General features: G+C 70.6%; 28 protein-coding genes. 24 read left to right on the top strand and 4 right to left on the bottom strand.

What is annotated here, in order from left to right; all coding sequences use genetic code 11:
* Window positions 1-20: 20 nt before the first annotated feature.
* From HCN51_RS41765 to ccsA, 10 genes are all read left to right on the top strand, one after another.
* Window positions 21-1,535 carry a uroporphyrinogen-III synthase gene (locus HCN51_RS41765; RefSeq protein ID WP_168017557.1) on the top strand — a complete coding sequence of 505 codons (1,515 nt, stop codon included), beginning with the start codon at window positions 21-23 and terminating at the stop codon, window positions 1,533-1,535.
* A complete protein-coding gene (gene hemB, locus HCN51_RS41760; RefSeq protein WP_168017556.1) occupies window positions 1,532-2,515 on the top strand; it encodes a porphobilinogen synthase in 984 nt (327 codons plus the stop codon). Before HCN51_RS41765 ends, hemB begins: the two co-directional genes overlap by 4 nt.
* A gap of 167 nt (window positions 2,516-2,682) precedes the next feature.
* Window positions 2,683-3,324: a bifunctional DNA primase/polymerase gene (locus HCN51_RS41755; protein WP_168017555.1), complete on the top strand. Its 642-nt coding sequence runs from the start codon at window positions 2,683-2,685 to the stop codon at window positions 3,322-3,324.
* 37 nt (window positions 3,325-3,361) lie between these two features.
* Entirely contained in the window at window positions 3,362-4,651 is a 1,290-nt protein-coding gene (gene hemL / locus HCN51_RS41750; RefSeq protein ID WP_168017554.1) for a glutamate-1-semialdehyde 2,1-aminomutase, read from the top strand.
* 520 nt (window positions 4,652-5,171) lie between these two features.
* Window positions 5,172-6,092 (top strand): LysR family transcriptional regulator, encoded by a 921-nt coding sequence (locus HCN51_RS41745; protein WP_080043659.1) that lies wholly within the window; start codon window positions 5,172-5,174, stop codon window positions 6,090-6,092.
* A 55-nt stretch (window positions 6,093-6,147) separates the two neighbouring features.
* A complete protein-coding gene (locus HCN51_RS41740) occupies window positions 6,148-6,786 on the top strand; it encodes a histidine phosphatase family protein (protein WP_168017553.1) in 639 nt (212 codons plus the stop codon).
* A gap of 71 nt (window positions 6,787-6,857) precedes the next feature.
* Complete coding sequence (locus HCN51_RS41735; protein WP_080043658.1) at window positions 6,858-7,427, top strand: TlpA family protein disulfide reductase; 570 nt, start codon at window positions 6,858-6,860, stop codon at window positions 7,425-7,427.
* The gene (locus HCN51_RS41730; RefSeq protein WP_080043657.1) at window positions 7,420-8,142 is read left to right on the top strand and encodes a cytochrome c biogenesis CcdA family protein; all 723 of its coding nucleotides are present in this window, start codon (window positions 7,420-7,422) and stop codon (window positions 8,140-8,142) included. Before HCN51_RS41735 ends, HCN51_RS41730 begins: the two co-directional genes overlap by 8 nt.
* A complete protein-coding gene (gene resB / locus HCN51_RS41725; RefSeq protein WP_168017552.1) occupies window positions 8,142-9,701 on the top strand; it encodes a cytochrome c biogenesis protein ResB in 1,560 nt (519 codons plus the stop codon). The genes HCN51_RS41730 and resB overlap by 1 nt, the downstream gene beginning before the upstream one ends.
* Window positions 9,691-10,671, top strand: coding sequence for a cytochrome c biogenesis protein CcsA (gene ccsA, locus HCN51_RS41720; protein WP_168017551.1), 981 nt, complete (start codon window positions 9,691-9,693; stop codon window positions 10,669-10,671). The genes resB and ccsA overlap by 11 nt, the downstream gene beginning before the upstream one ends.
* Window positions 10,672-10,678: 7 nt before the next feature.
* On the opposite strand, the gene HCN51_RS41715 is transcribed toward ccsA, so the two are convergent.
* Window positions 10,679-10,972, bottom strand: coding sequence for a PLD nuclease N-terminal domain-containing protein (locus tag HCN51_RS41715; protein ID WP_080043654.1), 294 nt, complete (start codon window positions 10,970-10,972; stop codon window positions 10,679-10,681).
* A gap of 139 nt (window positions 10,973-11,111) precedes the next feature.
* On the opposite strand from HCN51_RS41715, the gene HCN51_RS41710 reads away from it, so the two are divergent.
* Window positions 11,112-12,218 (top strand): hypothetical protein, encoded by a 1,107-nt coding sequence (locus HCN51_RS41710; RefSeq protein ID WP_168017550.1) that lies wholly within the window; start codon window positions 11,112-11,114, stop codon window positions 12,216-12,218.
* 10 nt (window positions 12,219-12,228) lie between these two features.
* The gene (locus HCN51_RS41705) at window positions 12,229-12,471 is read left to right on the top strand and encodes a hypothetical protein (protein ID WP_168017549.1); all 243 of its coding nucleotides are present in this window, start codon (window positions 12,229-12,231) and stop codon (window positions 12,469-12,471) included.
* Between the two features lie 316 nt (window positions 12,472-12,787).
* Here the strand turns inward: HCN51_RS41705 and HCN51_RS41700 are convergent, their stop codons facing one another.
* Window positions 12,788-13,009: a BldC family transcriptional regulator gene (locus HCN51_RS41700; RefSeq protein WP_026214226.1), complete on the bottom strand. Its 222-nt coding sequence runs from the start codon at window positions 13,007-13,009 to the stop codon at window positions 12,788-12,790.
* 200 nt (window positions 13,010-13,209) lie between these two features.
* On the opposite strand from HCN51_RS41700, the gene HCN51_RS61755 reads away from it, so the two are divergent.
* Window positions 13,210-13,485 carry a DUF4229 domain-containing protein gene (locus tag HCN51_RS61755; protein ID WP_230465651.1) on the top strand — a complete coding sequence of 92 codons (276 nt, stop codon included), beginning with the start codon at window positions 13,210-13,212 and terminating at the stop codon, window positions 13,483-13,485.
* Here HCN51_RS61755 and HCN51_RS41690 read toward each other — a convergent pair.
* Complete coding sequence (locus tag HCN51_RS41690) at window positions 13,482-14,687, bottom strand: delta-60 repeat domain-containing protein (RefSeq protein WP_168017548.1); 1,206 nt, start codon at window positions 14,685-14,687, stop codon at window positions 13,482-13,484. The genes HCN51_RS61755 and HCN51_RS41690 overlap by 4 nt on opposite strands.
* A gap of 107 nt (window positions 14,688-14,794) precedes the next feature.
* On the opposite strand from HCN51_RS41690, the gene HCN51_RS41685 reads away from it, so the two are divergent.
* Complete coding sequence (locus tag HCN51_RS41685) at window positions 14,795-15,511, top strand: demethylmenaquinone methyltransferase (RefSeq protein WP_080043650.1); 717 nt, start codon at window positions 14,795-14,797, stop codon at window positions 15,509-15,511.
* On the opposite strand, the gene HCN51_RS41680 is transcribed toward HCN51_RS41685, so the two are convergent.
* Window positions 15,498-16,217: a hypothetical protein gene (locus tag HCN51_RS41680; RefSeq protein ID WP_168017547.1), complete on the bottom strand. Its 720-nt coding sequence runs from the start codon at window positions 16,215-16,217 to the stop codon at window positions 15,498-15,500. The two genes, HCN51_RS41685 and HCN51_RS41680, sit on opposite strands and share 14 nt — an antisense overlap.
* Window positions 16,218-16,502: 285 nt before the next feature.
* Between HCN51_RS41680 and HCN51_RS41675 the strand changes: the two genes are divergently transcribed.
* From HCN51_RS41675 to HCN51_RS41630, 10 genes are all read left to right on the top strand, one after another.
* Window positions 16,503-17,375, top strand: coding sequence for a Scr1 family TA system antitoxin-like transcriptional regulator (locus HCN51_RS41675; protein ID WP_168017546.1), 873 nt, complete (start codon window positions 16,503-16,505; stop codon window positions 17,373-17,375).
* A 210-nt stretch (window positions 17,376-17,585) separates the two neighbouring features.
* Window positions 17,586-18,839, top strand: a complete 1,254-nt coding sequence (locus HCN51_RS41670; protein ID WP_080043647.1) for a geranylgeranyl reductase family protein — start codon at window positions 17,586-17,588, stop codon at window positions 18,837-18,839.
* Between the two features lie 64 nt (window positions 18,840-18,903).
* On the top strand, window positions 18,904-19,299 hold the full coding sequence (locus HCN51_RS41665; protein WP_080043646.1) for an NADH-quinone oxidoreductase subunit A: 396 nt from the start codon (window positions 18,904-18,906) through the stop codon (window positions 19,297-19,299).
* A gap of 2 nt (window positions 19,300-19,301) precedes the next feature.
* Window positions 19,302-19,853, top strand: coding sequence for a NuoB/complex I 20 kDa subunit family protein (locus HCN51_RS41660; protein WP_080043645.1), 552 nt, complete (start codon window positions 19,302-19,304; stop codon window positions 19,851-19,853).
* Window positions 19,850-20,545: an NADH-quinone oxidoreductase subunit C gene (locus HCN51_RS41655; RefSeq protein WP_080043644.1), complete on the top strand. Its 696-nt coding sequence runs from the start codon at window positions 19,850-19,852 to the stop codon at window positions 20,543-20,545. The genes HCN51_RS41660 and HCN51_RS41655 overlap by 4 nt, the downstream gene beginning before the upstream one ends.
* Window positions 20,542-21,867: an NADH-quinone oxidoreductase subunit D gene (locus HCN51_RS41650; protein ID WP_080043643.1), complete on the top strand. Its 1,326-nt coding sequence runs from the start codon at window positions 20,542-20,544 to the stop codon at window positions 21,865-21,867. Before HCN51_RS41655 ends, HCN51_RS41650 begins: the two co-directional genes overlap by 4 nt.
* A complete protein-coding gene (nuoE, locus tag HCN51_RS41645) occupies window positions 21,864-22,520 on the top strand; it encodes an NADH-quinone oxidoreductase subunit NuoE (RefSeq protein WP_080043642.1) in 657 nt (218 codons plus the stop codon). The genes HCN51_RS41650 and nuoE overlap by 4 nt, the downstream gene beginning before the upstream one ends.
* Window positions 22,517-23,806 carry an NADH-quinone oxidoreductase subunit NuoF gene (gene nuoF, locus HCN51_RS41640; RefSeq protein WP_168017544.1) on the top strand — a complete coding sequence of 430 codons (1,290 nt, stop codon included), beginning with the start codon at window positions 22,517-22,519 and terminating at the stop codon, window positions 23,804-23,806. The genes nuoE and nuoF overlap by 4 nt, the downstream gene beginning before the upstream one ends.
* A 17-nt stretch (window positions 23,807-23,823) precedes the next feature.
* Window positions 23,824-26,181, top strand: coding sequence for an NADH-quinone oxidoreductase subunit G (locus tag HCN51_RS41635; RefSeq protein WP_346433985.1), 2,358 nt, complete (start codon window positions 23,824-23,826; stop codon window positions 26,179-26,181).
* Window positions 26,178-26,582 (top strand): NADH-quinone oxidoreductase subunit H (locus HCN51_RS41630; RefSeq protein WP_206068502.1); only part of this gene is annotated, 405 nt, incomplete at its 3' end. The genes HCN51_RS41635 and HCN51_RS41630, both read left to right, overlap by 4 nt.

Here is a 26,582-nt window from a genome sequence, read left to right as displayed (position 1 = left end):
CCTCCGGTTTCGTCGCGTTCGTGGGCGCGGGTCCAGGTGACCCCAACCTGCTGACGCTCCGCGCCGCCGAGCTGCTCGCCAAGGCCGACGCGGTGGTGCTCGACGCCGAGACGCAGACCCCGTTGCTGCGCCACTGCCGTGAAGGCGTCGAGGTCGCCCAGGCCGCCGAAGGCGACCTCGTGCGGCGCGCCGCACGGGGGCAGCTCGTGGTCCGCCTCGTCGAAGGCGACCCCATGCTGTTCTCCTCGATCACCGAGGAGGCCGCTGCCTGCACCGCGGCGGAGGTGGACTTCGAGATCGTGCCCGGCGTGCCGCCCGCGACCGCCGTGCTCACCTACGCCGGCATCCCGCCGGCGACGGCGGTCCCCGAGTTCCGCGTCGTCGACGCCGCCCAGGAGCAGGACTGGGCGGCCCACGCCGCCTGCCGCGGCACGCTGGTCATCTACAACGGCATCGGCGACGCCGTGGCCATCGGCAAGGCGCTGATCGCCGGCGGCAAGCCCGACACCACGCCGGTCGCCGTCAGCAGCGGCGGCACCACCACCGAGCAGTACACCGTCGTGTCCTCGCTCGGCCGGTTCCAGGCCGACCTCAAGCACGCCGGGTTCACCGAGCCCGCGCTGATCGTGGTCGGCGAGGCCGTGGGCCAGCGCGACAAGCTGTCGTGGTTCGAGACCAAGCCGCTGTTCGGGTGGCGGGTGCTGGTGCCGCGTACGAAGGAGCAGTCGCGCAGCCTGTCCGAGCAGCTCATCGCCTACGGCGCGGTGCCCGAGGAGGTGCCGACCATCTCGGTCGAGCCGCCCCGCACCCCGCAGCAGATGGACCGCGCGATCAAGGGCCTGGTCACGGGCCGCTACGAGTGGGTGGCCTTCACCAGCGCCAACGCCGTCAAGGCGGTGCGCGAGAAGTTCGAGGAGTACGGCCTCGACGCCCGCGCCTTCGCCGGGCTCAAGGTGGCCGCCGTCGGCGACGCCACCTCGCGGGCTCTGATCGAGTTCGGGGTCAAGCCCGACCTGTTGCCCTCCGGCGAGCAGTCGTCCGAGGGGCTGGTGGCCGAGTGGCCGCCGTACGACTCGATGCTCGACCCGATCAACCGCGTGCTGCTGCCGCGCGCCGACATCTCCACCGACACGCTCGTGGCCGGGCTCACCGAGCTGGGCTGGGAGTGCGACGACGTCACCGCGTACCGCACCGTGCGGGCCGCCCCGCCGCCCGCGCCGATCCGCGAGGCCATCAAGGGCGGCGGCTTCGACGCCGTGCTCTTCACGTCCTCGTCCACGGTGCGCAACCTCGTCGGCATCGCGGGCAAGCCGCACAACGTCACCGTGATCGCGGTCATCGGGCCGCAGACGGCCAAGACGGCCGAGGAGTTCGGGCTCCGGGTCGACGTCATGGCCGACAAGCCGTCAGCCTCCGCCCTGGCCGCCGCGGTGGCCGAGTTCGGAGCCAAGCAGCGCCAGGCGGCGCTGGCCGCGGGCGACACGCCCCGCCGGCCGTCGCAGAACCGCCGGGGCGCGAGGAGGAGAGCCAGATGAGCGCCGAGTACCCCGTCGCCCGTCCCAGGCGGCTGCGCCGCAGCCCGGTGCTGCGCCGGATGGTGGCGGGCACCAGGCTGCACCCCGCCGACCTGATCCTGCCGCTGTTCGCCAAGGAAGGCATCACCGAGCCGCAGCCCGTGGCCTCGATGCCGGGCGTCGTCCAGCACACCCGCGACTCGCTGCGCAAGGCCGCGCACGACGCCGCCGCGGCCGGGGTCGGCGGCCTCATCCTGTTCGGCATCCCGGCGGTGAAGGACGCCCGCGGCTCGGCCGCCGACGACCCCGACGGTGTGCTGCAGGTGGCGCTGCGCGACGTGGTCGCCGAGGTGGGCGACTCGATCGTGGTCATGGCCGACACGTGCCTCGACGAGTTCACCGACCACGGCCACTGCGGGATCCTCACCCCGTCGGGCGACGTCGACAACGACCTGACGCTGGAGCGCTACGCCTCCGTCGCGGTGGCCCAGGCCGAGGCGGGCGCCCAGATGGTGGCGCCCAGCGGCATGATGGACGGCCAGGTGGGCGCCATCCGCGCGGCCCTCGACGCCGCCGGCCACGGCACCGTGCCGATCCTGGCCTACTCCGCCAAGTACGCCTCAGCCTTCTACGGCCCGTTCCGCGACGCCGCCGAGTGCGCGCCGCAGTTCGGCGACCGCAGCACCCACCAGCAGGACCCGGCGGGCCGGCTGGGCGAGGCGCTGCGCGAGGTCCGCCTCGACCTGGCGGAGGGCGCCGACGCGGTCATGGTCAAGCCGGCGCTGGCCTACCTCGACATCATCGCCGGCGTCCGCGCCGAGGTGGACGTGCCGGTGGCCGCCTACCAGGTCAGCGGCGAGTACGCGATGATCGAGGCCGCCGCGGCCAACGGCTGGGTCGACCGCGAGCGGATGATCATGGAGTCGCTGGTCGCGATCAAGCGGGCCGGCGCCGACCTGATCCTGACCTACTGGGCCACGGAAGTGGCTCGACGGCTCTAACCAAGGGGTTTCCCGTCAACTCATGGGGCCCGTGGGTTAGAGTTGCATGACAAGTGCTGGTGTGTCCCGCGTGTGCGTAGGTGCCTGCGGCAGGCCGCTTGACCGCGGCTGCCGTTCCGTCCGGTGTCGGGGCCTCCTCAGGCGCTGTGAGTCGAACGGGAGACACCATGGTGGGGGTACCACTGGCTCGGCGTACCAAAAAGCGGGCCCGGAAACAAGCACGGCCGACACGCATCACGGCCGTGCTGGAGTACGCCGAGCTGGGCTGGCCCGTCGTGCCCGGTGCCTATCCGCTGCCGCACGGGCCGCGCGCGTGCTCCTGTGACCGCGTCGGTTGTCCCGACCCCGGCGCCCACCCGCTCTCGCCCGCCTGGCACATGCAGGCCACGACCGACACCGCCCAGCTCACGCGCTGGTGGCAGGCCGAGCCCGAGGCCAATGTGATCCTGCCCACGGGGCGCGTGTTCGACGTCTTCGACGTACCCCTCTCCGTCGGCCTGTCCGCCCTCACCCGGATCGACGCCGCCGACGCCCACTCAGGCCCGGTCGCCGCCAACGGCGACCGGGTCTTGTTCTACGTGGCCACCCGCGGCAACCCCGAGGACGAGGACGAATGGTGGTCCTGCCACCTCGACTGCGACCCGGCCACCATCGACGACACGCCGGGGCTGCGCTGGCACTGCCGCGACAGCTACGTCCTGGCCCCGCCGTCCACGCTGCCGAGCGGGCAGCCCGTCTCGTGGCTGCGGCCGCCCGACGGCCGGCCGCTGCCCGACCCGCTGCGCATCCTGGAGTGGCTGGCCGACTGATCTCGGGGGCGGAGGCAGGGCCGGATAACCTAGGCCGGTGAGCCGTACACAGAACTCCGAGACCCTGTTCGCCCGCGCCCGCCGGATCGTGCCCGGGGGCGTCAACTCCCCGGTGCGCGCGTTCAACTCGGTGGGCGGCACGCCGCGTTTCATGGCCTCGGGGCAGGGGCCGTACATCACCGACGTCGACGGCAACCGCTACGTCGACCTCGTGTGCTCCTGGGGGCCGATGATCCTCGGGCACCGCCACCCGGCCGTCGTCGAGGCCGTCGAGCGGGCCGTCGCGAGCGGCTTCTCCTACGGCACCGCCACGCAGGGCGAGGTGGAGCTGGCCGAGGAGATCGTGGCGCGGGTGGCGCCGGTCGAGAAGGTGCGGCTGGTCAGCTCGGGCACCGAGGCGACGATGAGCGCGGTGCGGCTGGCCAGGGGGTTCACCGGGCGGTCGAAAGTGATCAAGTTCGCCGGTTGCTACCACGGGCACGTCGACGCGCTGCTGGCCTCGGCCGGGTCGGGGGTGGCCACGTTCGGGCTGCCCGACACGCCCGGGGTGACCGGGGCGTCGGCGGCCGACACGATCGTGCTGCCGTACAACGACCTCGCCGCCGTCGAGCGGGCCTTCGCCGCCGCGGAGATCGCGTGCGTGATCACCGAGGCGTGCCCGGCGAACATGGGGGTCGTCCCGCCGCGCGACGGCTTCAACGCGCGCCTGCGCGAGCTGTGCACCGCCCACGGCGCGCTGCTCATCGTGGACGAGGTGCTGACCGGCTTCCGCGTCTCCCCGGCGGGCTGGTACGGCCTCGACCCCGTGGATGCCGACCTGATGACGTTCGGCAAGGTCATGGGCGGCGGGCTGCCGGCGGCGGCGTTCGGCGGCCGGGCCGACGTGATGGCCAACCTCGCGCCCGAGGGGCCCGTCTACCAGGCGGGCACGCTGTCGGGCAACCCGCTGGCCTGCGCGGCGGGCCTGGCCACGCTGCGGGCCCTCGACGCCGACGCCTACGCCCGGGTCGACGCGGCGGCGCTCAAGGTGGGCGAGCTGGCCTCCGAGGCGCTGGCCAAGGCCGGGGTGCCGCACCGGCTACAGCGGGCCGGCAGCCTGTTCTCGATCTTCTTCACCGACGCCGAGGTGACGGGCTTCGACGAGGCCAAGACCCAGAACACCGCGGCCTTCACCGCGTTCTTCCACGCGATGCTCGACCAGGGCGTCTACCTGCCGCCGTCGGCCTACGAGGCGTGGTTCCTGTCGGCCGCGCACGACGACGAGGCCATCGGGCGGGTGGCCGAGGCGCTGCCCGCCGCCGCCGAGGCCGCCGCGGCGGCCCTGTGATCACCGCTTGAGGTAGGGGCGCGGCCACGCCGGCCGCGATGACCAGGGGAGCCGTGGCGGGCAGCGCCAGGGCCCGCCCGCCCTCGACGGGACGGAGCCGGACGGCGCCGTCCAGGGCGCGGCGCACCGGCGTGGGCCACAGCGGCGCCACCACCCCCACCACCATGACAAAGGCCGCCATGACGGCGGCCTCTCTGGTGTTCTGCCCCACGTTGTCACGCACTTCCGTCAGGTCGGGGGATCTGTCCGTCCTGACGATGCCGTGGGGTCAGCTCGTGATCCCTGCGTCTGGCAACCGGCTGGGGGTGTACCTGCCCACACCCCCGGAGCGCTCGCTCAGCGAGCCGGCTTCTGGTAGCGGATGCGCTGCTCGCGGGCCTGCTCGGCGAGGACCTTGAGGTACGACACGGAGCCGGTCTGCTGCTTCTTCGTCTTCAGGATTCTCATGCATCTATTTTCATCTGCTACACATTCAACGACAAGCGAGACTTTCTACGCTAAACCGTTTAGGCTGGCTTACATGTTGGACCTGAACCGGCTCAAGGCTCTTCACGCTGTGCACGTCTACGGTTCGGTGGGCGCGGCGGCCGACGCGCTCATGGTCACCCCCTCGGCCGTCTCCCAGCAGATCGCCAAGCTGGAGCGCGAGACCGGCGCCCGCCTGATGGAGCGCAACGGGCGCGGCGTGCGCCTGACCGACGCCGCCGGCCTGCTGGCCGAGCACGCCGAGCGCATCCTCGCCCTGGTCGAGACCGCCGAGGCCGACTTCGAGGCGCTGCGCGGCGCGGTCGTCGGCCGGCTCAACGTGGCCGCCTTCCCCACCGCCGTCCGCGGCCTCATGCCGGGCGCGCTCGTCTCGCTCAAGCAGCGCCACCCCGACCTGTGGGTGCAGCTCAACGAGCGCGAGCCCGAGCGGGTCGTCCGCGAGGTCGCCAGGGGCGAGCTCGACCTCGGCGTGATCCAGGACTGGCTCAACCGCCCCATGGCCATCCCCGAGGGCCTGTCCAAGGCCACTCTGCTCGACGACGTCGCCGACGTGGCCGTGCCCGACGGCCACCCGCTGGCGGACGCGCGCGAGATCGAGCTGTCCGCCCTGCGCGGCGAGCAGTGGATCAGCGGCTCGCCCGGCACCGTCTGCCACGACTGGCTGGTGTTCACCCTGCGCAGCGCGTCGCTGGAGCCGGTGATCGCCTGCATGGCCGACGAGTACCCGACCCAGCTCGCGCTGGTCGCGGCCGGTCTGGGCTGCGCCATCGTGCCGCGGCTCGGCCGCGACTGCGTGCCGCCGGGCGTGCGGCTCGTCCCGCTGCTGCCGCGCCAGTCGCGCCGCATCTACGCGGTGTGGCGCACCGACGCGGCCCGCCGCCCCGCCATCAGGGCCATGGTCGAGGCGCTGGCCGAGTCGAGCAGGAAACAGGAGAACGCCTGGGCGGTGAGCTGACACCGGCCGGGGCCTGCGCCGCCCGGCGCGGGCGAGCGGATAGGCTGTGCGCACCATGGCTGAAACCACCGTCGTCCACCTGCTGCGCCACGGTGAGGTGCACAACCCCGCCGGCGTCCTCTACGGCAGGCTGCCCGGCTACCACCTGTCCGAGACAGGTCAGCTCATGGCCGAGACGGTCGCCAAGGCCGTCGGCGGCCGCGACATCGTCAAGCTCTACAGCTCCCCGCTCGAACGCGCCCTGGAGACGGCGGCCCCGCTCGCCGACAAGCTCGGCCTGGAGATCGAGCAGGACGTCCGGCTGATCGAGGCGGGCAACCTCCTGGAGGGCCGCCCCGCCGGCCCGGGCCTCGGGCTGCTGCGCGACTGGCGCAACTACCGCTACTTCTACAACCCGCTGCGCCCGTCCTGGGGCGAGCCGTACCCCGCCATCGTCCGCCGGATGAAAGCGGTGATCGACACGGCCAGGGCGGCGGCGCGCGGGCACGAGACCGTGCTCGTCAGCCACCAGCTGCCCATCTGGGCCATCAGGTGCGCCGCCGAGGGCCGCAGGCTCTGGCACGACCCGCGACGCCGGCAGTGCGCGCTGGCCAGCCTGACCACGCTCACCTTCGACGGCGACAGGCTGGTCAGCATCGGCTACAGCGAGCCCGCGGGATCACTGGAGACGGGCCCCTCCGTCCCCGGGGCCTGATGTCCGGAGCGCGGGGGCACCCCGGTAGAGTTGCAAGCTCTACCGGTTGTAGTACAAGGAGATCTTCCTCCGTGCGCGCCAAGTCCCTCTCCCTCATCCTCCCCCTGGCGGTCCTGGTCGCGGGATGCGCCGGCAACCAGGGCGGCCAGCCGCAGGCGGGCGACACCCGGTTCATCGCCGGCGACGGGAAGATGCAGGTCTTCGAGGCCGCCGAGCGCGAGCCCGCGCCCGCGGTCGAAGGGCCCACCCTCGACGGCGGCACCGCCTCCCTGGCCGCGCACAAGGGCAAGGTCGTCGTCCTCAACTTCTGGGCCTCATGGTGCGGCCCCTGCCGGGCCGAGGCGCCCGTGCTCAAAGAGGTCGCGGCCAAGACGAAGGACACCGGCGTGCAGTTCCTCGGCGTCGACTTCAAAGACCGCCAGGCCGACGCCAAGGCGTTCGAGCGCACCGAGCAGACCGGCTACCCGCACATCTTCGACCAGCCCGGCAAGGTCGCGCTGGCCTTCCAGGGCACCGTGCCGCCCGCCGCCATCCCGTCCACGCTGATCATCGACAAGCAGGGCAGGATCGCGGCCAGGGCGCTCGGCGCCGTCAAGTACACCGACCTGCTCGACACCGTGACCAAGGTGCGCGATGAGTGACGTCGTCGCCTCGGGCTCGCTGCTGCTGGCCGTGCCGATCGCGGTGCTGGCCGGGGTGGTGTCGTTCCTGTCGCCATGCGTGCTGCCGCTCGTGCCGGGTTACCTGTCGTACGTCACGGGCATGAGCGCCGACCCCAAGCGGGGGCGGCTGGTGCTCGGGGCGTCGTTGTTCGTGGCCGGGTTCGCGCTGGTCTTCGTGCTCAGCGGGGCGCTGTTCGGCGGTCTCGGCTCCGTCCTGCTGGGCAACGCCGACGTCATCACGCGCGTGCTCGGCGTCCTCACCATCGTGCTCGGGCTCGCCTTCCTGGGCGTGCTGCCCGGGCTCATGCGCGACGTGCGCATCCACCGCCTGCCGGCCGCCGGGCTGGCCGGCGCGCCGCTGCTCGGCGTGGTGTTCGGGCTGGGCTGGACGCCGTGCATCGGCCCCACGCTGGCCGTGGTGCTGACGCTCGGGCTCAACGAAGGCAGCGCGGGCAGGGGAGCGATCCTGGCCGTCGCCTACGCCCTGGGCCTCGGCCTGCCCTTCGTGGCCGCCGCGCTCGCCTACAGCAGGGCGCTGCGCACGTTCCGTGCCATCCGCAAGCACTCGCGCCTGATCACCAGGATCGGCGGCGGCATGATGGTGGCCGTCGGCGTCCTGCTGGTGAGCGGGCTCTGGGGAGAGATGATCGCCGCCATGCAAGGGCTGATCGGCGCGTTCGAGCCGGTGATCTGATGAGCGTCCAGGAGCTGGAGAAGGAGCAGGCGCCCAAGCAGGGCGGGTTCGGCCCGCTGGCGTGGCTGCGGTGGGCGTGGCGCACGCTCACCTCGATGAAGACCGCGCTCATCCTGCTGTTCCTGCTCGCGCTGGGCTCGGTGCCCGGCTCGCTGGTGCCGCAACGCGGCGTCGAGCCCGACAAGGTCGCCCAGCTCTACGAGCAGAGCCCTGCGCTGGCCGAGTGGTACGACCGCTTCCAGCTCTTCGAGGTGTTCACCTCCACCTGGTTCGCGGCCGTCTACCTGCTGCTGTTCACCTCGCTCATCGGCTGCATCATCCCGCGCACCGCCACCTACCTGCGCGAGCTGCGCCGCAAGCCGCCCGCCGCGCCCAAGCACCTGTCGCGCCTGCCCCACTCCGCCTCCTTCGAGTCCGGGCTCACCGTCGAGGAGGCCGCGCGCCGGCTGCGCAAGCTGCGCTTCCGCGTGGTCACCGGCGACGGCTGGGTGTCGGCGGAGAAGGGGTACCTGCGCGAGACCGGCAACCTGTTCTTCCACGTCGCCCTGCTCGGCATCCTGCTCGCCATCGGCGCCGGCTCCCTCTACGGCTACCGCGGCAACGTCCTGGTCGTCGAGGGCGACGGGTTCGCCAACACCGTGGCCGCCTACGACCGGTTCATGCCCGGCAACCAGGTCTCCGCCGAGTCGCTGCAGCCGTTCTCCTTCACGCTGTCGAAGTTCAAGGTGGCCTACCAGGTCGCCGGCGACAAGCGCGGGCAGGCGCTCGACTACTCCGCGCACCTCAAGGTCAACGACACGCCCTCCGCGCCCACGCGCGACTTCGAGCTCAAGGTCAACGAGCCGCTGGAAGTCGACGGCACGCAGATGTACCTCATCGGCAACGGCTACGCGCCCGTCTTCAAGGTCACCGACGGCAAGGGGCAGGTGGCCTTCGAGGGGCCCGTGCCCTGCCTCATCGAGCAGAAGACCACCATGACCTCCGGCTGCGTGGTCAAGGTGCCCGACGCGCAGCCGTCGCAGCTCGGGTTCCTGCTGCGGTTCCTGCCGACCAGCGTGCCGCTGACCAACGGCGACTACGCCTCCGCCTTCCCCGGCGAGCTCAACCCCGAGGTCAAGCTCCTCGGGGCGTTCTCCGGCGACCTCGGGGTGCGCTCCGGCAAGCCGCAGTCGGTCTACGAGCTGGCCGAGCCCGAGGTGCTGAAGAAGCTCAAGCCCCTCGTCATGGGGTCCGCCGCGCCCAAGCCGCTGGCCGTGGGGCAGTCGCTGGAGCTGCCCGACGGGCTGGGCAAGCTCGAGTTCACCGGCGTCAAGCAGTGGATCACGCTCCAGACGTCCTACGACCCCGGGCGCTTCCCCGCCCTGGTGGCGGCCGCCACGGCCGTCATCGCCATCGCGCTGTCGCTCATGATCCGCCGCCGGCGGGTCTTCGTCCGCACCTCCGGGGGCAAGGTCGACGTGGGCGGCCTGACCCGCACCGAGGGCTCCGCGGCGGGCTTCGCCGAAGAGTTCTCCGACATCGTCAAGGCCCTATCAGCAGGAGAGAAGGATGTCCGCTGAGCAACTCGCCGAGCTGAGCGATCTTTTCGTCGTCGCAGCCGTCCTGCTCTATGTCGTCGCCATGGTGGGCTTCGCGATCGAGCTCGCCTTCGGGCGGGCCCGCCCCGGCAAGGCCGGAGCCGCCGCACGGGCGGAGGTCAAGCAGCCCGTCGCGGTCGGGGCCGCCTCCTCCGGCGCGGGCGCCGGCACCGTCTCTGAGACGCCTGTCGCCGCCTCGGCCGACGCTCCCGTGCCCGCGCCGCCGGGAGGCGCCGTCAAGGCCGGTACGGTGGCGCTCGTGCTCGCCTGGCTCGGCTGGGCGGCCAACCTCGGCGCCATCGTCACCCGCGGCCTCGCCGTCGACCGCTGGCCCTGGGGCAACATGTACGAGTTCGTGGTCGCGATCTGCTTCGCCGCCGTGACCGCGTTCCTCGGCACCCAGCTCCGCCACAACGTGCGCTTCCTGGGCGGGTTCGTCATGGTGACGGCCGCGCTCGGGCTCGGGCTGGCCGTCAAGGTCTTCTACACGACCGCCGGGCCCGTGGTGCCGGCGCTGAACTCGTACTGGATCGCCATCCACGTCACGGCGGCGATCATCTCCAGCGGCCTGCTGACGCTCGCCGGCGTGTCGGGTGTGCTCTACCTGGTGCGCGGCGACGGGATGTCGCGGTTGCCGTCGCGGGCGGACCTGGAGAAGGTGGCGCACCGGGCGATCGTGTTCGCCTTCCCGCTGTGGACGTTCGCGGTGATCGCGGGCGCGCTGTGGGCGGACCGGGCGTGGGGCCGCTACTGGGGCTGGGACCCCAAGGAGGTGTGGTCGTTCATCACGTGGGTGGCCTACGCGGCCTACCTGCACGCGAAGGTGACGGCGGGCTGGCGGGGGAAGGCCGCGACCATCGTGCAGCTCGTGGCGTTCGGCTGCCTCCTGTTCAACCTGATCGGCGTCAACATCTTCATCAGCGGCCTGCACAGCTACGCCGACGTGCCGTAAGGGGCGGTCAGGAGACGTCGTCGCCGCGCATCCGCCGGTCGAGATCACGCAGGAAGTCGGGGTCGTCGTCCGGGCCCTTCGGCACGCCCGGGCCCGGAGGCACCGGCCAGGCCGCCCTGGGCGCGCGCGGACGGCCGCGCGCCATCCACACCAGGCCGCCGAGCAGCGGGATGAGCACCACGATGAGGATCCAGAGAGGCTTCGGTACGTTCCGCACCTCGTCTTCGGGGGTGGTCACCACGTCGAACAGTGAGAAGAGCCAGAAGGCCAGCAGCGCCAGGCCGATCAGAACACCTGCCATGTCCCGAACTGTAAGCCATGTTTCGGCGTGATCGTGCTGCCTGATGTCCCCTTTCGGGTGACTAGCGGAAGATCGGCGTCGTACGGTGGAAGCCGATGCGTCGGTGTCCAAGGGGCTCCACGTGGCGTTGAGGGGTGCGATGGCCTTTTCTTCCGACAGGGGACCCAACGACCGAGGACGGCACCGGCGCGGCCGGTGGTGGCGGCGCGGCTCGTACCTCTTCTCCCGCCGTGGCGAGGCGCGGCCCGACGCCGACCGCTCGTTCTGGTCCGACGCCCGGGAGAGGCGCCAGGAGGGCGGCGGGGAGCCGCACCGGACGGGGCGGCCCGGTGAGAACGGGACGGCGACCGGCCCCCAGGACAGGGTGTTATGGCCCGGCGGTGACGGTCCCGAGCGCACGATGTGGCCCCTGACCGGCGAGCCCGGCCGCTCCGCCGACGCGGTGCGCGAGCCGGGGCGCGGCGCTTACAAGGGGCGCGAGCGTGGTGAGCCTGGGGCGGGCTGGGACGCGTTCTCGGTGCGGGAGCGCGGCGAGCGGCTGCCGGCCGCCGTCGTGGTGGATCGCCCCCGCTACACCTGGGACGACTTCGAGCTCGTGGACGAGCCGCTCAGGGCCCGCCCGCACCGCCCCGACGCGCCCTCGCTGGGCGACGGGCTGCGGCACTGCGGCCGGCTGGAGTCGATCCTGCACCGGCAGTGGGACGCCCGGCAGGGCCCGCCGCCGGCGGACGTGGTCAGGGCGGTGGAGAGCCTGGCGCGGCTGCCCGAGCGGCTGAAGGAGCTGCTGGCCTCCGGCCTGGAGGGCATCTACGTGGGGCCGGGCGGCGTGCCCGATCTCGACGACATGGGCTACCTGCGCGGCGCCCCGCTCCCGTCGAGCCGGGCGACGTGGGACATCTGCGCGGGCGCGTACGGCGACCGCAAGATCGTCGTGGGCGACCGCCCCTCGCCCACGCCCGACGTGATGATGCACGAGGTCGGCCACGCCATCGACGACATCGACGCGGCGTACGGCGAGTGGGTGTCGGACTCGCCGGAGTTCGTGCGCCTCTACGAGTCGGCCGCGCCGCTGCTGGCCTCGACGTTCCACCGGCAGGGGGGCGGGCTGGGCCGCAAGGAGTTCTTCGCCGACGCCTTCGCCGCGATCGCCGCGCGCCAGCGCCCGGCCCTGGTGGACATGCTCGGCGGCGACACGCGGATGGCGCTCGACATCATGCTGTTCTTCAACCGGCGCTACGGAATCTAGGTGATCGGCCATGTACGTCATCCGGCTCGCGGACGGGACGTTGCGCGTACCGCAGAGCCTGACCAGCCAGGACGGCCGTCTGATCGGCAACGCCTACGTGGAGGTCCAGCCCGGTGAGCCCGACTACGAGCGGTGGCTGGCCGAGTCGCTGACCGAGGAGGAGGCGCGGCTGCGGCGGCGGCGCTGGGAAGAGGAGAACGACGAGCTGGAGCGGGAGTTCCTGGCCTTCAAGGCGCGGCAGGAAGACGCCTGACCGGGCAGCGGAGGGGGACACGCGGCCTGAGCCAGGCGGACGGGCGCGCGAGCCGGGGCCTGAGCCGGGCGGACGCGCGAGCCGGGGGCCTGCGGGGAGACGTGCGGGCCGGGACCGGCGAGGGGATGTGCGGGCCGGGGCCGGGCGAACGGACAGGCGCCAGCCACGGTCGGCGGTTGGCGCCGCCCCGTGCCGTTCCCGTACGGAAGTGTGGCCGGGAGGGCACGCGTTGCAGTGGTTCCGCCAGCGGTGATCCTGGCGGGAGGGACCGCTGTTCAGGCGGCCCGCCGTGCAGGATCACCGACTAGACGGAACGTCAGACGCGCGGGGACTCACCTGCTGGCCTGTCGGCCGTGAGAACGTCCTCGCCTCGGAGAAGGGCGTGGACTTCCGACTCGCGGAAGCGCCGGTGCCCTCCGGGGGTGCGGATACTGCTGATGCGGCCTGCCGCAGCCCAGCGCGTAACCGTCTTTGGGTCTACCCGGAAGAGGGCGGCAACCTCTCCTGGGGTCAGCAGACGCTCGCTGCTACTCTCCACCAATCTCTCCCCCTCGCATCCCGCTTCCTGCCAGCGGGCGGACAGGTAACCAGTGTGTCGAGCGAAGCCTGATTTATCCGTGGTTTTCTACAAAGATCACGGGTTGTTATCAGCTGACTGCCCGATTGTTATATGATAGAGCCTCTTTGGGGCTCTCGTGGGTGTTTCTTTACGAAACTCCCTAACTGGGAACACTAGCAGTGCTCGCGACCGATGCGAAGAGCGACCGCTACGCAGGTCCGAGTAACCTCGAACCTGTGCGTCCCGTTCTCGTTTACACCGCGTCGCGGATCGGCTTGTTTCTCGTGACCCTGGGTGTCCTGTACCTGCTCGGACTCCAAAACCCGCTGATCCTCATCGCCGCTTCTTTCTTGATCAGCGGCATAGCCAGCTACGTGTTGCTGTCCAAGCAGCGCGACGCCGTGAGTGCGCGTCTCAGCGACAGGATCGACCGGCCGAAGCCGCAGAACGACTAGGGCAGGGGGAACATGCCAATCCGGGCATGGTACTCCCGTCCGAGTCTCGTTGTGTCGCTACCGACAAGTAGTCCACTGGCGTGCGCGTAAAACGCCTTCACCCCGATGCCGCGCTCCCGTGTGGGATTCCAACTGAGAGCCTTTCCAGTGCTCGGATGAATGGCGCCGATCCCCGGCCGCGACACCGCGCCCGGGCCCGCCGAGTCGCGGCCCTGCGGATTGTCCAGCCAGCGCTGGTGGCCGCCCACGTACACCGCCGCCCCGGTGACCGCGACGGAGTAGAGCGAGTCGCCGCCGGTGCTGTTGACCCAGGTCGGACGGATGGCGGAGCCCCTGGTGTAGGTCTCGAAGCGGGCCGCCGTGTCGCACATGCCGCCCCTGGCGCCGCCCGTCGTGACCACCACGAAGGAGCGCCCGTCGGGGGCGAAGTCGAGGCCGCGGACGTAGGAGGGGAAGGCGCTGCTGCACTTGCGCGCGTACGCCTCGGTGCGCCACGGCGCCACCCTGGCGGCCGGGCCGCCGACGTCGATCAGCCCGAGCTGCGGCCTCGACTGCCCGTCGAGCGTGGTGAACGAGCCGTCCACGGCGAGCCGGCGCCCCGAGACGGCCAGCGCGTAGACCTTCACCCGCGACGTCAGCGGCGCGTCCGGCTCGATCGCGAAGCCGGGGTCGGCCGCGCCCGTGGTGGCGTCCAGCCTGGCCAGCGCCGTGCGCGGGCTGCTGAAGTCGCCGCCCACGTACAGGTGCGGGCCCTGCCTGGCCAGCGTCGTCACCATGCCGCCGCCGATGCGCGGCTGGAAGCCCGGCACCAGGGAGCCGTCGGCCACGTTGAGCCTGGCCAGGGCGCGGGCCCGGCGGTTGTCGACGCCGTGGAACTCGCCGCCGACGTAGACGGTGCCGCCGTCGCCGGCCGCCAGGCCGTACACGGGGCCGGCCATGCTCGGCGCGAAGCCGGGCAGAATGCGCCCGGTCACCAGGTCGTAGGCGAACAGGTTGTCGCGGGCGAGCACCGTCGTGCGGGACGCGTCGCTCACTTCGCTGAACGAGCCGCCGACGACGACGGTGCGGCCGACGACGGTGATGGCGTTGACGATGCCGTCGAGCACGTGGGGGGTGCTGTCGATCGGGTCGGCCGACACGACGCGCGCCTGCGCGACGGGGGAAGAGGCGAGGATGGCCGCAAGAGCGGCACGGGCAAGCATTCGCCAATATCTAGCAGACGTTGGGTAGTCCTGCGACTACTTTCCGTTGATTGTCCCGGATGGGCATGACCGCGTACCAGCGGGCGGCCCCCAATAAGGTGTGAGGCATGACGCGCGCTCAGTTGGACAAACAGCCGGACGAGGTCGCCGCGATGTTCGATCGCACCGCCCGGCGCTACGACCTGGTCAATGACGTGATCTCCCTCGGGCAGGTGCGGCTCTGGCGCAAGGCAGTGGCCGCCGCCGTCGACGCCGGGCCGGGAGAGCTCGTGCTCGATCTGGGTGCCGGCACCGGCACGTCCACCGACGCGTTCACCACGCTGGGCGCGCGGGCGATCGCCTCCGACTTCTCCTTCGGCATGCTCAGCACGGGGGTGCGGCGGCACGGCGGAAACGCGCTGTCGGGGCCGGGCGTGCCGTTCATCGCGGGCGACGCGATGCGGCTGCCGTTCGCCGACGACGTGTTCGACGCGGTGACGATCTCGGTGGCGCTGCGCAACGTGCACGACACCGGGCAGGCGCTGCGCGAGATGCTGCGGGTGACGAAGCCGGGCGGCCGCCTGGTGATCCTGGAGTTCTCGCACGTGACGTTCGGCGCGTTCGACCTGGTCTACCGCGAATACCTGATGCGGCTGCTGCCCAAGGTGGCCAAGGTGTTCGGGTCCAACGACGACTCCTACGAGTACCTGGCGGAGTCGATCAGAGACTGGCCCGACCAGCCGACGCTGGCCCGGACGATCCAGGACGCCGGCTGGCAACGGGTGGCATGGCGCAACCTCACGATGGGGATCGTCGCCATGCACAGGGGGTTCAAGCCCGCCTGAGCTCGATAGTCAGCAGGTGGGCCCAGCGGGGATGACGGTGGAACGTGACCTCCTTGACGAAGCAGGCGACCCTGATCTCCGGGATGTAGTCCTCGAACAGCTCAGGGCTCATGCCCGACCTGCACCAGATCAGCATCGCGGTCCCGCCGGGGATCGACTGCGTGTGGACGATCAGGGGTAGCCGCCCCTCGGGGGTGCGCATCGACGTACGCAGGCACAACCCCTGGAAGCGGTGGCGGGTGACGAGCCGCCCCGCGGCCCGGCGTACGGCCGGGATCGCGCCGCCGGCGAGCACCGCCCCCGCGAGCAGCAGTGCCGCCACCGGCCCTTGCCAGGCGATCAGCGAGCTCACGCCGGCGAACGTGATCTCGCTGCGCCACCGCCAGAGCAGGCCCGCGGTGGCGACGGGCCCGTAGGCTCTGGCGATCTTCGGGTGTTTCCTGGGGAACCCGTCCCCCGGGCTGAACTTGCGCGGGGGCGGCTCGCTGATCGGCTCGTCCTGAAGCGGCGACTCCAGGATCTCCTTCTTGCGCTGCTCGAACCGGGGGTCGCGGTATCTCCGCCCGCCCCAGGCCGACCTGTCGATCTCCCAGCCGTGCTCCCTCGCGAAGTCGTTGGACCGGCGCCAGAGCCACCTGTTGACGGCGATGGTTAATCGCTGCCATCCGCCCTTGCGATCTCCGGCGCCCCGTGTAGCGTCGTTCATGCCGCGGCTCCCAATTTCCGCTCTTCGGACAGAGTCGGGGTGCTGCGCGGTCACGGGCGGATGGGCTCCCACCATCCGCCCGCTCGCGTCTGGCGAAAACCTCATTTCCATCTGGCCCGCTTTCCTGCCTGCGGGCTACCCTGAGGGTGTGCCATCGGGCGGCCCCGTGCAATTCCCGCGGGGATGAGTCAGGGGATTCCTGGCGGAACGTGACTCATTCTTCCCGGCGACGATTGCGCGCGGATGGGGCGGGCATATTTCGAAGAATGTCCGAGAGGAGCCCGGGTGATCGGGGAGATCAATCCGACACTCCGCCGCCGGAAACTCGCCTCTGAGCTGCGGCGGCTCCGTGAAGAAGCGGGGCTCAACGGGGTCCAGGTGTCGCAGGCGCTGCGCTGGTCCACCTCGAAGCTCTCCCGGCTGGAGACGGGGCAGGTGGCGCCCGCCGCGAAGGACGTCGCCCGGCTGCTCAAGCACTACGACGCCCTGGGCGAGGAGGGCGACCTGCTGCTGGAGCTGGCCGGCAACCACGTCAGCAAGGGCTGGTGGGAGTCCTACTCCGACGTGCTGCACGAGATCGCTCTGGAGTACGTCGGCCTGGAGGACGGCGCCAGCGTCATCAGCGCCTGGCACAACAACGTGCTGCCCGGCCTGCTGCAGACCCGCGCCTACGCCACGGAGCTGGCCCGGCTCTACCGCGCGGTGGAGGTGGCCACGCCGAGCCAGATCGAGCGCCGGATCCGCGTGCGCATGCGACGCCAGCAGTTGCTCACCAACGGCCGGGTGACCTACACGGCGGTGGTGGAGGAGGCGGCCCTGCGCCGCAGGTTCGGCGAGGCCGACGAGGCGATGATGCGCGAGCAGTTACGCCACTTGCTGCGCCTCTCCCTCCTGCCGAATATCACGATTCATGTCATGCTGCTGGAGCAGCCGCACCCCATCGACTTGTCGAGCTTCGTGCACCTGCGATTTCCCTCGATGCCACTGCTCGGCCCGATTTCCAGCGATGTGGTCTACACGGAGGACTATCCGGGGCTGGAGCTGATCGAGTCGGAGGACCGGGTCTACCGTTATTCGCTGCTCTTCGACCTGCTGCGGCAGGCCGCGCTCGGCGAAGAAGCATCTCGAGACTGCATCGCCTCACTGGCCGGGCTCTGATCGCCCGGGGGGCTGCTGCTAGCGTGACGATCATGACTGCGCGGCCTCAGGCGACACGCCGTCCTCATGGGTCACAGAACCGCACCCCGACTGCCACTATGTACAGGAAAAGCAGTAGACTGCGGGCCGGTAAGTTTGTGAAGGGGTTCACAAAGGAACGAAGGCGCGACACCCCACGGCCTTCGAGCGTGTAGGGACAGGACTAGTCCAGTGACCGTGCCAACAGCCATACAGGCTGACGCCGATGTCATCGTCGTCGGCGCCGGTCCCGCCGGTTCCGCCACTGCTTTTTACCTCGCTCAGGCCGGCCTCGACGTGCTGCTCCTGGAGAAGACCAGGTTCCCCCGCGAGAAGGTCTGCGGCGACGGGCTGACGCCCCGCGCGGTCAAGCAGTTGCAGAACATGGGCGTCGACATCGACGCTCCCGGCTGGATCAGGAACAAGGGCCTGCGCGTCGTCGGTGGCGGCCTGCGCTTCGAGCTCGACTGGCCGCGGTTGGAGCGCTTCCCCGACTTCGGGCTCGTCCGCACCCGCCAGGACTTCGACCAGATCGTCGCCGCCAACGCGGTCAAGAACGGCGTACGCCTCATGGAGGGCGTCACCGTCACCGGCCCGGTGCTCGACGACCGCAGCGGCCACATCGTGGGCGTGACCACCAAGGACGGCCGCGAGTACCGCAGCCGCGTGGTCGTGGCCGCCGACGGCAACAGCACCCGCCTGGCCCTGAGCATGGGCCTGCACAAGCGCGAGGACCGCCCGATGGGCGTGGCCGTGCGGACGTACTTCGAGAGCCCGCGCCACGACGACGACTACCTCGAGACCTGGCTGGAGCTGTGGGACGGCGACACGTTGCTGCCCGGCTACGGCTGGGTGTTCGGCGTCGGCGACGGCACCGCGAACGTGGGGCTGGGCCTGCTCAACACCAGCGCCCAGTTCAAGAACATCGACTACCGTGACCTGTTGCGCCGCTGGTGCCGCTCCATGCCTCAGGACTGGGGTTTCACCGAGGAGAACATGACGGCCCCGATCCGCGGCGCCGCGCTCCCGATGGCCTTCAACCGGCAGCCCCACTACACCCGCGGCCTGCTGCTCGTGGGTGACTCCGGCGGGTCGATCAACCCGTTCAACGGCGAGGGCATCGCCTACGCCATGGAGACCGGCGAGATCGCCGCCGAGGTCATCGCCAAGGCGTTCAGGAACACCACCCCCGCGCAACGCGAGCGGATCCTGCGGACCTATCCTCAAGTGCTGAAGGACGCCTACGGCGGTTATTTCACGCTCGGGAGGTTGTTCGTCGAGGCGATCGGGAAGCCGGGTGTGATGAGCTTCGGCACCAGGCACGGGCTTCCGCACCCGAGGCTGATGCGCTTCGCGCTCAAACTCCTTGGTAATCTCACCGACCGGCGAGGCGATGCGTCAGACATGATCATCAACGCACTCTCAAAGGTCGCGCCATCAGCATGAATCTCGCAATCAACAGATCCGGCTGCGCGCCCGCGCGCGCGGCGACTCCAGAGGAGGCGTAGCGATGGACCTTTACGTGCCCATCCTGGTGCTCGCCGTTCTCGCGGGGGGCTTCGCGATCTTCTCGGTCGCCATCGCTCCCTTCACCGGTCCCAAGCGCTGGAACCGCGCCAAGCTCGACGCCTACGAATGCGGCATCGAGCCCACGCCCCAGCCTGTCGGTGGTGGACGGTTCCCGCTCAAATACATGATCACGGCGATGCTCTTCATCGTCTTCGACATCGAGATCATCTTCCTATACCCGTGGGCCGTCTCGTTCGCTCCGCAGACGGACGACCTCGGCCGCGTGCTCTCCTCGGGCCTTGGCCTGTTCGCGCTCGTCGAGATGCTGCTGTTCATCGTCACCGTGCTCGTCGCCTACGCGTACGTGTGGCGCCGCAAGGGTCTGGACTGGGACTGAAAATGGGACTTGAAGAGAAACTCCCCAGCGGGTTCATCCTCAGCACGGTCGAAGCGGCCGCGGGGTGGGCGCGAAAGAACTCCGTGTGGCCGGCCACGTTCGGCCTCGCGTGTTGCGCCATCGAGCTGATGGCCACCGGTGGCCCCCACTACGACCTGGCGCGCTTCGGTATGGAGCGCGCTTCGGCGTCTCCCCGGCAGGCCGACCTGATGATCGTCGCCGGGCGCGTGTCGCAGAAGATGGCGCCCGTCCTGCGGCAGATCTACGACCAGATGGCCGAGCCGAAGTGGGTCATCTCCATGGGCGTGTGCGCCTCCAGCGGCGGCATGTTCAACAACTACGCCATCGTGCAGGGCGTCGACCACGTCGTCCCCGTTGACATCTACCTGCCGGGCTGCCCGCCGCGGCCCGAGATGCTGATCGACGCGATCGTCAAGCTGCACGACAAGATCCAGAACATGAAGTTCGGCGCGCACCGCGCCAAGCAGATCGAGGAGCTCGAGCTGCAGGCGCTGCGCACGCTGCCGCTGATCGACCAGGGGGCCTCGAAGTGACCTCGCCCGACAACCTGCCCGAGGTCCCCGACCCGCAGGTCCCGGACGTGCCGGCGGCGCAGGAGCCGCCGGTCGCCCGCCGGGGCATGTTCGGCGCCCAGGACAGCGGCGACACCTCCGGTTACGGCGGTCTCGTCGTGCGCCGGCCGCCGCAGATCTCGACGCCCCGCCCGTACGGGGGCTACTTCGACGAGATCGTCGACGCCCTGGCGATGGACGACGCGATCGAGCGCGTGGTAGTCGACCGCGGCGAGCTGACCCTGCACGTCAAGCGCGAGCGCCTGGTCGAGGTCTGCCAGAAGCTGCGCGACGACCCGGCCCTGCGCTTCGAGCTGTCGACGGGCGTGTCCGGGGTGCACTACCCGCACCTGGCGGGCGAGGAGCTGCACGCCGTCTACCACCTGGTCTCGATCACGCACAACCGGCGGGTGCGCCTGGAGGTCAGCGCCCCCGACGCCGACCCGCACATCCCCTCGACGGTCAGCGTTTACCCTGGTCACGACTGGCACGAGCGCGAGACGTACGACTTCTTCGGCATCATCTTCGACGGTCACCCCGCGCTCACCCGGATCATGATGCCGGACGACTGGGACGGTCACCCGCAGCGGAAGGACTACCCGCTGGGCGGCATCCCGGTCGAGTACCGCGGCGCCACCATCCCCTCGCCTGACCACAGAAGGAGCTACTCATGAGCACCGCTTATGACGAGGCGACCGAGGGCAAGGTCTATTCGGTCAACGGCGCTGACTGGGACCAGGTCGTCACCGGCGTGCGCGACTCCGAGGAGGAGCGCCTGGTCGTCAACATGGGCCCGCAGCACCCGTCCACGCACGGCGTGCTCCGGCTGGTGCTGACGCTCGACGGCGAGACGGTGACCGAGGCGCGCGGCGTCATCGGCTACCTGCACACCGGCATCGAGAAGAACATGGAGTACCGGACGTGGACCCAGGGGACCACGTTCGTGACCCGCATGGACTACCTCTCGCCGATCTTCAACGAGACGGCCTACTGCCTCGGCGTGGAGAAGCTGCTCGGCATCACCGACCGTGTGCCCGAGCGGGCGCAGGCCATCCGCGTGATGATGATGGAGCTCAACCGCATCGCCTCGCACCTGGTGGCGATGGGCACGTTCGGCATGGAGCTGGGCGCGACCACGCCGTTCCTGTTCGGGTACCGCGATCGTGAAATGATCATGGACCTGTTCGAGTACATCACCGGCCTGCGCATGAACCACGCCTACATCCGCCCCGGCGGCGTGAGCGTGGACCTGCCGGCCGGCGCGGTGGACAAGGTCGGCGAGTTCCTCAAGGAGATGCCCAAGCGGATCAAGGACATCCGCAAGCTCCTCGACGAGAACCCCGTCTACGTGCGCCGCACCAGGGACGTCGCCTACCTCGACCTGACCGGCTGCATGGCGCTCGGCGTGACCGGGCCCATCCTGCGCGCCGCCGGCCTCCCGTGGGACCTGCGCAAGTCGCAGCCCTACTGCGGTTACGAGACCTACGAGTTCGATGTCGCCACCGAGCGCGGCTGCGACGTGTACTCGCGCTACCTCGTCCGCATGAAGGAGATGGAGGAGTCCCTCAAGATCATCGAGCAGGCGCTGGACCGCATCGCCGGTCCGCTCAAGGGCGACCCCGTGATGATCGAGGACAAGAAGATCGGCTGGCCCGCGCAGCTCGCGCTCGGCCCCGACGGGTTCGGCAACTCGCCCGACCACATCGCGCACATCATGGGCACCTCCATGGAGGCCCTCATCCACCACTTCAAGCTGGTGACCGAGGGCTTCAGGGTGCCGGCCGGGCAGGCGTACGCCAGCATCGAGTCGCCCAAGGGCGAGCTCGGCGCGCACGTGGTCAGCGACGGCGGCACCCGGCCTTACCGCGTGCACTTCCGCGAGCCGTCCTTCTGCAACCTGCAGAGCTTCCCCGCCATGGCGGAGGGCGGCCAGGTCGCCGACGTGATCGCCGCGGTGGCTTCTATCGACCCCGTCATGGGAGGTGTGGACCGGTGACTTACTCACCGGAGATCCGTGAGCGTCTGGAGCGGGACGCCAAGGAGATCATGGGGCGCTACCCCAAGGCGCGCTCGGCCCTGCTGCCGCTGCTCCACCTCGTGCAGTCCGAGGACGGGTACGTCTCCGACGACGGCCAGGAGTTCTGTGCCGAGATGCTCGGCATCAGCAAGGCCGAAGTCACGGGCGTCGCCACCTTCTACACCATGTACAAGCGCAAGCCGGCCGGCGAGTACCACGTCGGCGTGTGCATCAACGCGCTGTGCGCGGTCATGGGCGGCGACCAGATCTGGGACGAGCTGACGGAGCACGTCGGCGTCGGCCACGAGGAGACCACCGCCGACGGCAAGGTGTCGCTGGAGCGCCTGGAGTGCAACGCGGCCTGCGACTTCGCGCCGGTCATGATGGTCAACTGGGAGTTCTTCGACAACCAGACGCCCGAGTCGGCCAAGCAGCTCGTCGACGACCTGCGCGCCGGCAAGGAGGTCGCGCCCACCCGCGGGCCCAGCAAGCTGTGCACGTTCAAGCAGGCCTCGCGCGTGCTCTCCGGCCTGCCCGACGACCTCGCGGGCGAGGGCCCGTCGGCCGCCGGCGCGTCGCTGGAGGGCCTGAAGGTCGCCAAGGCCAAGGGATGGAAGGCACCGGAGGCATGAGCACCACTTTGACACCGGTCCTGACCGCGAACTGGGACCAGCCCAACTCCTTCACCCTCGACGCCTACGGAGAGTACGAGGCGGCGAAGAAGGCCCTGGGCATGGACCCCGACGCGGTCATCCAGGCCGTCAAGGACTCCGGCCTGCGCGGCCGCGGCGGCGCCGGCTTCCCCACCGGCATGAAGTGGGGCTTCATCCCGCAGGGCGACGGCAAGCCGCACTACCTCGTCGTCAACGCCGACGAGTCGGAGCCGGGCACCTGCAAGGACATCCCGCTCATGATGGCCAACCCGCACGCGCTGGTCGAGGGCATCATCATCACCTCGTACGCGATCCGGGCCAACCACGCCTTCATCTACGTGCGCGGCGAGGTGCTGCACGTCATCCGGCGGCTGCACGCGGCCGTGCGCGAGGCGTACGAGAAGGGCTACCTCGGCACCGACATCCTCGGCTCCGGCTACGACCTGGAGCTCGTCGTGCACAGCGGCGCGGGCGCGTACATCTGCGGCGAGGAGACGGCGCTGCTGGACTCGCTGGAAGGCTTCAGAGGTCAACCGCGGCTCAAGCCCCCGTTCCCGGCCGTGGCGGGCCTGTACGCCTCGCCGACTGTCGTGAACAACGTCGAGTCGATCGCGTCTGTTCCCTCGATCATCGCCAACGGCGCCGAGTGGTTCGCCGGGATGGGCACGGAGAAGTCGAAGGGCTTCGGCATCTTCTCCCTCAGCGGCCACGTCACCAGGCCCGGCCAGTACGAGGCCCCGCTCGGCATCACGCTGCGCGAGCTGCTCGACATGGCGGGCGGCATCCGCGAGGGGCACCAGATCAAGTTCTGGACCCCGGGCGGCTCGTCCACGCCGATCTTCACCGACGAGCACCTCGACGTGCCGCTCGACTTCGAGGCGGTCGGCGCCAAGGGCTCCATGCTCGGCACCCGGGCGCTGCAGATCTTCGACGAGACCACGTGCGTGGTGCGCACGGTGCTGCGCTGGACCGAGTTCTACGCCCACGAGTCCTGCGGCAAGTGCACGCCCTGCCGCGAGGGCACGTACTGGCTCAAGCAGGTGCTCAAGCGCCTGGAGAAGGGGCAGGGCACCGAGGACGACCTGGCCACGATCACCGACATCGCGGACAACATCCTGGGCCGCTCCTTCTGCGCGCTGGGCGACGGCGCGACCAGCCCGATCCACTCCTCGGTGAAGTACTTCCGCGAGGAGTACCTCAAGCACTTCGAGATCGGCGGTTGTCCGTTCGACCCGAAGAAGTCCACTCTCTGGGGTGAGCAGTGACCGTCGTAGAGACAGAAGTGAACCTGGTGACCCTGACCATCGACGGGTTCCAGGTCAGTGTCCCCAAGGGCACTTTGATCATCAGGGCCGCCGAGCTGCTGGGCATCCAGATCCCCAGGTTCTGCGACCACCCGCTGCTCGACCCGGCCGCCAACTGCCGGCAGTGCCTGGTCGACATCCCCGACGCGGGCAACGGCCGCGGCTTCCCCAAGCCGCAGCCGTCGTGCGCGATCGAGGTCGCCGAGGGCATGGTGGTGCAGACCCAGCTCACCTCGCCGGTCGCCGAGAAGGCACAGCGCGGGGCCATGGAGCTGCTGCTCATGAACCACCCGCTGGACTGCCCGGTCTGCGACAAGGGCGGCGAGTGCCCCCTGCAGAACCAGGCGATGTCCAACGGCCAGGGCGAGTCCCGCTTCCAGGAGCAGAAGCGCACCTTCCCCAAGCCGCTGCCGCTGTCGACGCAGGTGCTGCTCGACCGCGAGCGCTGCGTCCAGTGCGCGCGCTGCATCCGCTTCTCCGACCAGATCGCCGGCGACCCGCTCATCGAGTTCTTCGAGCGCGGGGCCAAGGAGCAGGTCCGCACGGCCGAAGGCAAGCCGTTCGACTCCTACTTCTCCGGCAACACGGTGCAGATCTGCCCGGTCGGCGCGCTCACCGGCGCCGCCTACCGCTTCCGCGCCCGCCCGTTCGACCTGGTCTCCACGCCGAGCGCGTGCGAGCACTGCGCCTCCGGGTGCAGCCTGCGCACCGACCACCGGCGCGGCCGCGTCACCCGCCGCCTGGCGGGCAACGACCCGCAGGTGAACGAGGAGTGGAACTGCGACAAGGGCCGCTGGGCGTTCACCTACGCGCAGCAGCCCGACCGCCTCAAGCAGCCGCTGGTCCGCAACGAGGAGGGCGTGCTCGTGCCCGCCTCGTGGCCGGAGGCGCTGCAGGTGGCGGCCGACGGCCTGGCCAGGGCCCGCGGCAAGGCGGGCGTGCTGGTCGGCGGCCGGGTCACGGTCGAGGACGCTTACGCCTACGCCAAGTTCGCCAGGGTCGCGCTCGGCACCAACGACGTCGACTTCCGCGCCAGGCCGCACTCCGTCGAGGAGGCGCAGTTCCTGGCGCACGCGGTGGCCGGCAAGGGCATCGAGATCAGCTACGCCGACCTGGAGAACGCCCCGCACGTGCTGCTCGTCGGGTTCGAGCCCGAGGAGGAGTCGCCGATCGTCTTCCTGCGCCTGCGCAAGGCGTGGCGGAAGAAGGGTCTCAAGGTCAGCTCGATCGCGCCGTTCGCCTCCCCGGGCCTGGCGAAGATGGGCGGCACGCTCATCCGCACCGCCCCTGGCGGCGAGGCCGACGCGATCGGCGACCTGGTCGGCACGCTGGCCGAGGGCACGATCGTGCTGGCCGGCGAGCGCCTGGCCACCGTGCCCGGCGCGCTGTCGGCGCTGGTGCGCCTGGCCGCCGCCTCCTCCGGCGTGCGGATCGCCTGGATCCCGCGCCGCGCCGGTGAGCGCGGCGCCGTCGAGGCCGGCGCGCTGCCGAACCTGCTGCCGATCGGCCGCCCCGTGGACGACGAGAGCGCCAGGGCCGAGGTCGCCAGGGCGTGGAACGTGGCCTCGCTGCCCGCCACCCCCGGCCGCGACACCTCCGGCATCCTCGCCGCCGCCCGCGACGGCGAGCTGGACGCGCTGGTCGTGGCGGGCGTCGACCCGTACGACCTGCCCGACCCGGCCGCGGCGCTGGAGGCGCTGGAGCACACGCCGTTCATCGTCAGCCTGGAGATCCGCGCCAGCGCCGTCACCGACCGCGCCGACGTGGTCCTGCCCGTCGCCGCGGTGCAGGAGAAGGGCGGCACGTTCGTCAACTGGGAGGGCAGGGGCCGCTCGTTCGAGGCGCCGCTCAAGGTGCCCGGCATCCAGTCCGACCTGTCCGTGATCGCCAACCTGGCCGACCGGATGGACGTGCACCTGGGCCTGCCCGACGCCAAGGCCGCCCGGCGCGAGCTGTCGAGCCTCGGCTCCTGGCGCGGCAGCCGCGTCAGCGCGCCGGTCGCCCTGGCCCGCGCCCTCGACCTGCCCGAGCAGGGTCAGGCGCTGCTGGCCACCTGGCACCTGCTGCTCGACGAGGGCAGGCTGCAGGACGGCGAGCCGTACCTCGCGGGCACCGCCCGCACCGCCGAAGCCCTGGTCTCCGAGAGCACCGCCGCCGAGCTGGGCGTCGCCGACGGCGACAAGCTCGTCGTGGGCGACAGCGTCACCCTGCCGGTGCGCATCGCCGACCTGCCCGACCGCGTGGTCTGGGTGCCGGCGAACTCCGGCGGCTGCTCGGTCACCCGTGACCTGCGCGCGGTGGCCGGCGACATCGTCACCATCGGGAGCGCCTCATGAGTCCCACTCTGGAGAACTTCGGCCACGATCCGCTCTGGATCACCATCATCAAGGCCGTGATGCTGTTCGCCTTCCTGATGCTGGGCATCCTGTTCGGCGTCTGGTTCGAGCGCAAGCTGATCTCGCGGATGCAGCACCGCTACGGCCCCAACCGGGCCGGCAAGTTCGGTCTGCTGCAGTCCGTGGCCGACGGTCTGAAGATGGGCCTGAAGGAGGACATCTTCCCGCGGACCGTGGACAAGGTGCTCTACCTGCTGGCTCCGGTGATCATGGTGGTGCCGGCGTTCCTGGCCTTCTCCATCGTGCCGTTCGGGCCGGTGGTGAACCTGTTCGGGGTGCAGACGCCGCTGCAGCTGGTGGACCTGCCGGTGGCGGTGCTGTTCATGCTGGCCATGGGCGCG

It is taken from the genome of Nonomuraea composti (genome assembly GCF_012034275.1).
Taxonomy (GTDB): Bacteria; Actinomycetota; Actinomycetes; order Streptosporangiales; family Streptosporangiaceae; genus Nonomuraea; species Nonomuraea composti.
Note: the sequence above shows the minus strand (reverse complement) of the source record. Positions and strands in the feature narration are given on the sequence as shown.

Excerpts from the sequence above, each read along its gene's own strand:
- hemB (WP_168017556.1), top strand. The coding sequence starts at position 1,532 with ATGAGCGCCGAGTACCCCGTCGCCCGTCCCAGGCGGCTGCGCCGCAGC.
- HCN51_RS41755 (WP_168017555.1), top strand. The coding sequence starts at position 2,683 with ATGGTGGGGGTACCACTGGCTCGGCGTACCAAAAAGCGGGCCCGGAAA.
- HCN51_RS41745 (WP_080043659.1), top strand. The coding sequence starts at position 5,172 with ATGTTGGACCTGAACCGGCTCAAGGCTCTTCACGCTGTGCACGTCTAC.
- HCN51_RS41740 (WP_168017553.1), top strand. The coding sequence starts at position 6,148 with ATGGCTGAAACCACCGTCGTCCACCTGCTGCGCCACGGTGAGGTGCAC.
- HCN51_RS41730 (WP_080043657.1), top strand. The coding sequence starts at position 7,420 with ATGAGTGACGTCGTCGCCTCGGGCTCGCTGCTGCTGGCCGTGCCGATC.
- resB (WP_168017552.1), top strand. The coding sequence starts at position 8,142 with ATGAGCGTCCAGGAGCTGGAGAAGGAGCAGGCGCCCAAGCAGGGCGGG.
- ccsA (WP_168017551.1), top strand. The coding sequence starts at position 9,691 with ATGTCCGCTGAGCAACTCGCCGAGCTGAGCGATCTTTTCGTCGTCGCA.
- HCN51_RS41715 (WP_080043654.1), bottom strand. The coding sequence starts at position 10,972 with ATGGCAGGTGTTCTGATCGGCCTGGCGCTGCTGGCCTTCTGGCTCTTC.
- HCN51_RS41710 (WP_168017550.1), top strand. The coding sequence starts at position 11,112 with ATGGCCTTTTCTTCCGACAGGGGACCCAACGACCGAGGACGGCACCGG.
- HCN51_RS41705 (WP_168017549.1), top strand. The coding sequence starts at position 12,229 with ATGTACGTCATCCGGCTCGCGGACGGGACGTTGCGCGTACCGCAGAGC.
- HCN51_RS41690 (WP_168017548.1), bottom strand. The coding sequence starts at position 14,687 with ATGCTTGCCCGTGCCGCTCTTGCGGCCATCCTCGCCTCTTCCCCCGTC.
- HCN51_RS41685 (WP_080043650.1), top strand. The coding sequence starts at position 14,795 with ATGACGCGCGCTCAGTTGGACAAACAGCCGGACGAGGTCGCCGCGATG.
- HCN51_RS41680 (WP_168017547.1), bottom strand. The coding sequence starts at position 16,217 with ATGAACGACGCTACACGGGGCGCCGGAGATCGCAAGGGCGGATGGCAG.
- HCN51_RS41665 (WP_080043646.1), top strand. The coding sequence starts at position 18,904 with ATGGACCTTTACGTGCCCATCCTGGTGCTCGCCGTTCTCGCGGGGGGC.
- HCN51_RS41660 (WP_080043645.1), top strand. The coding sequence starts at position 19,302 with ATGGGACTTGAAGAGAAACTCCCCAGCGGGTTCATCCTCAGCACGGTC.
- HCN51_RS41650 (WP_080043643.1), top strand. The coding sequence starts at position 20,542 with ATGAGCACCGCTTATGACGAGGCGACCGAGGGCAAGGTCTATTCGGTC.
- nuoF (WP_168017544.1), top strand. The coding sequence starts at position 22,517 with ATGAGCACCACTTTGACACCGGTCCTGACCGCGAACTGGGACCAGCCC.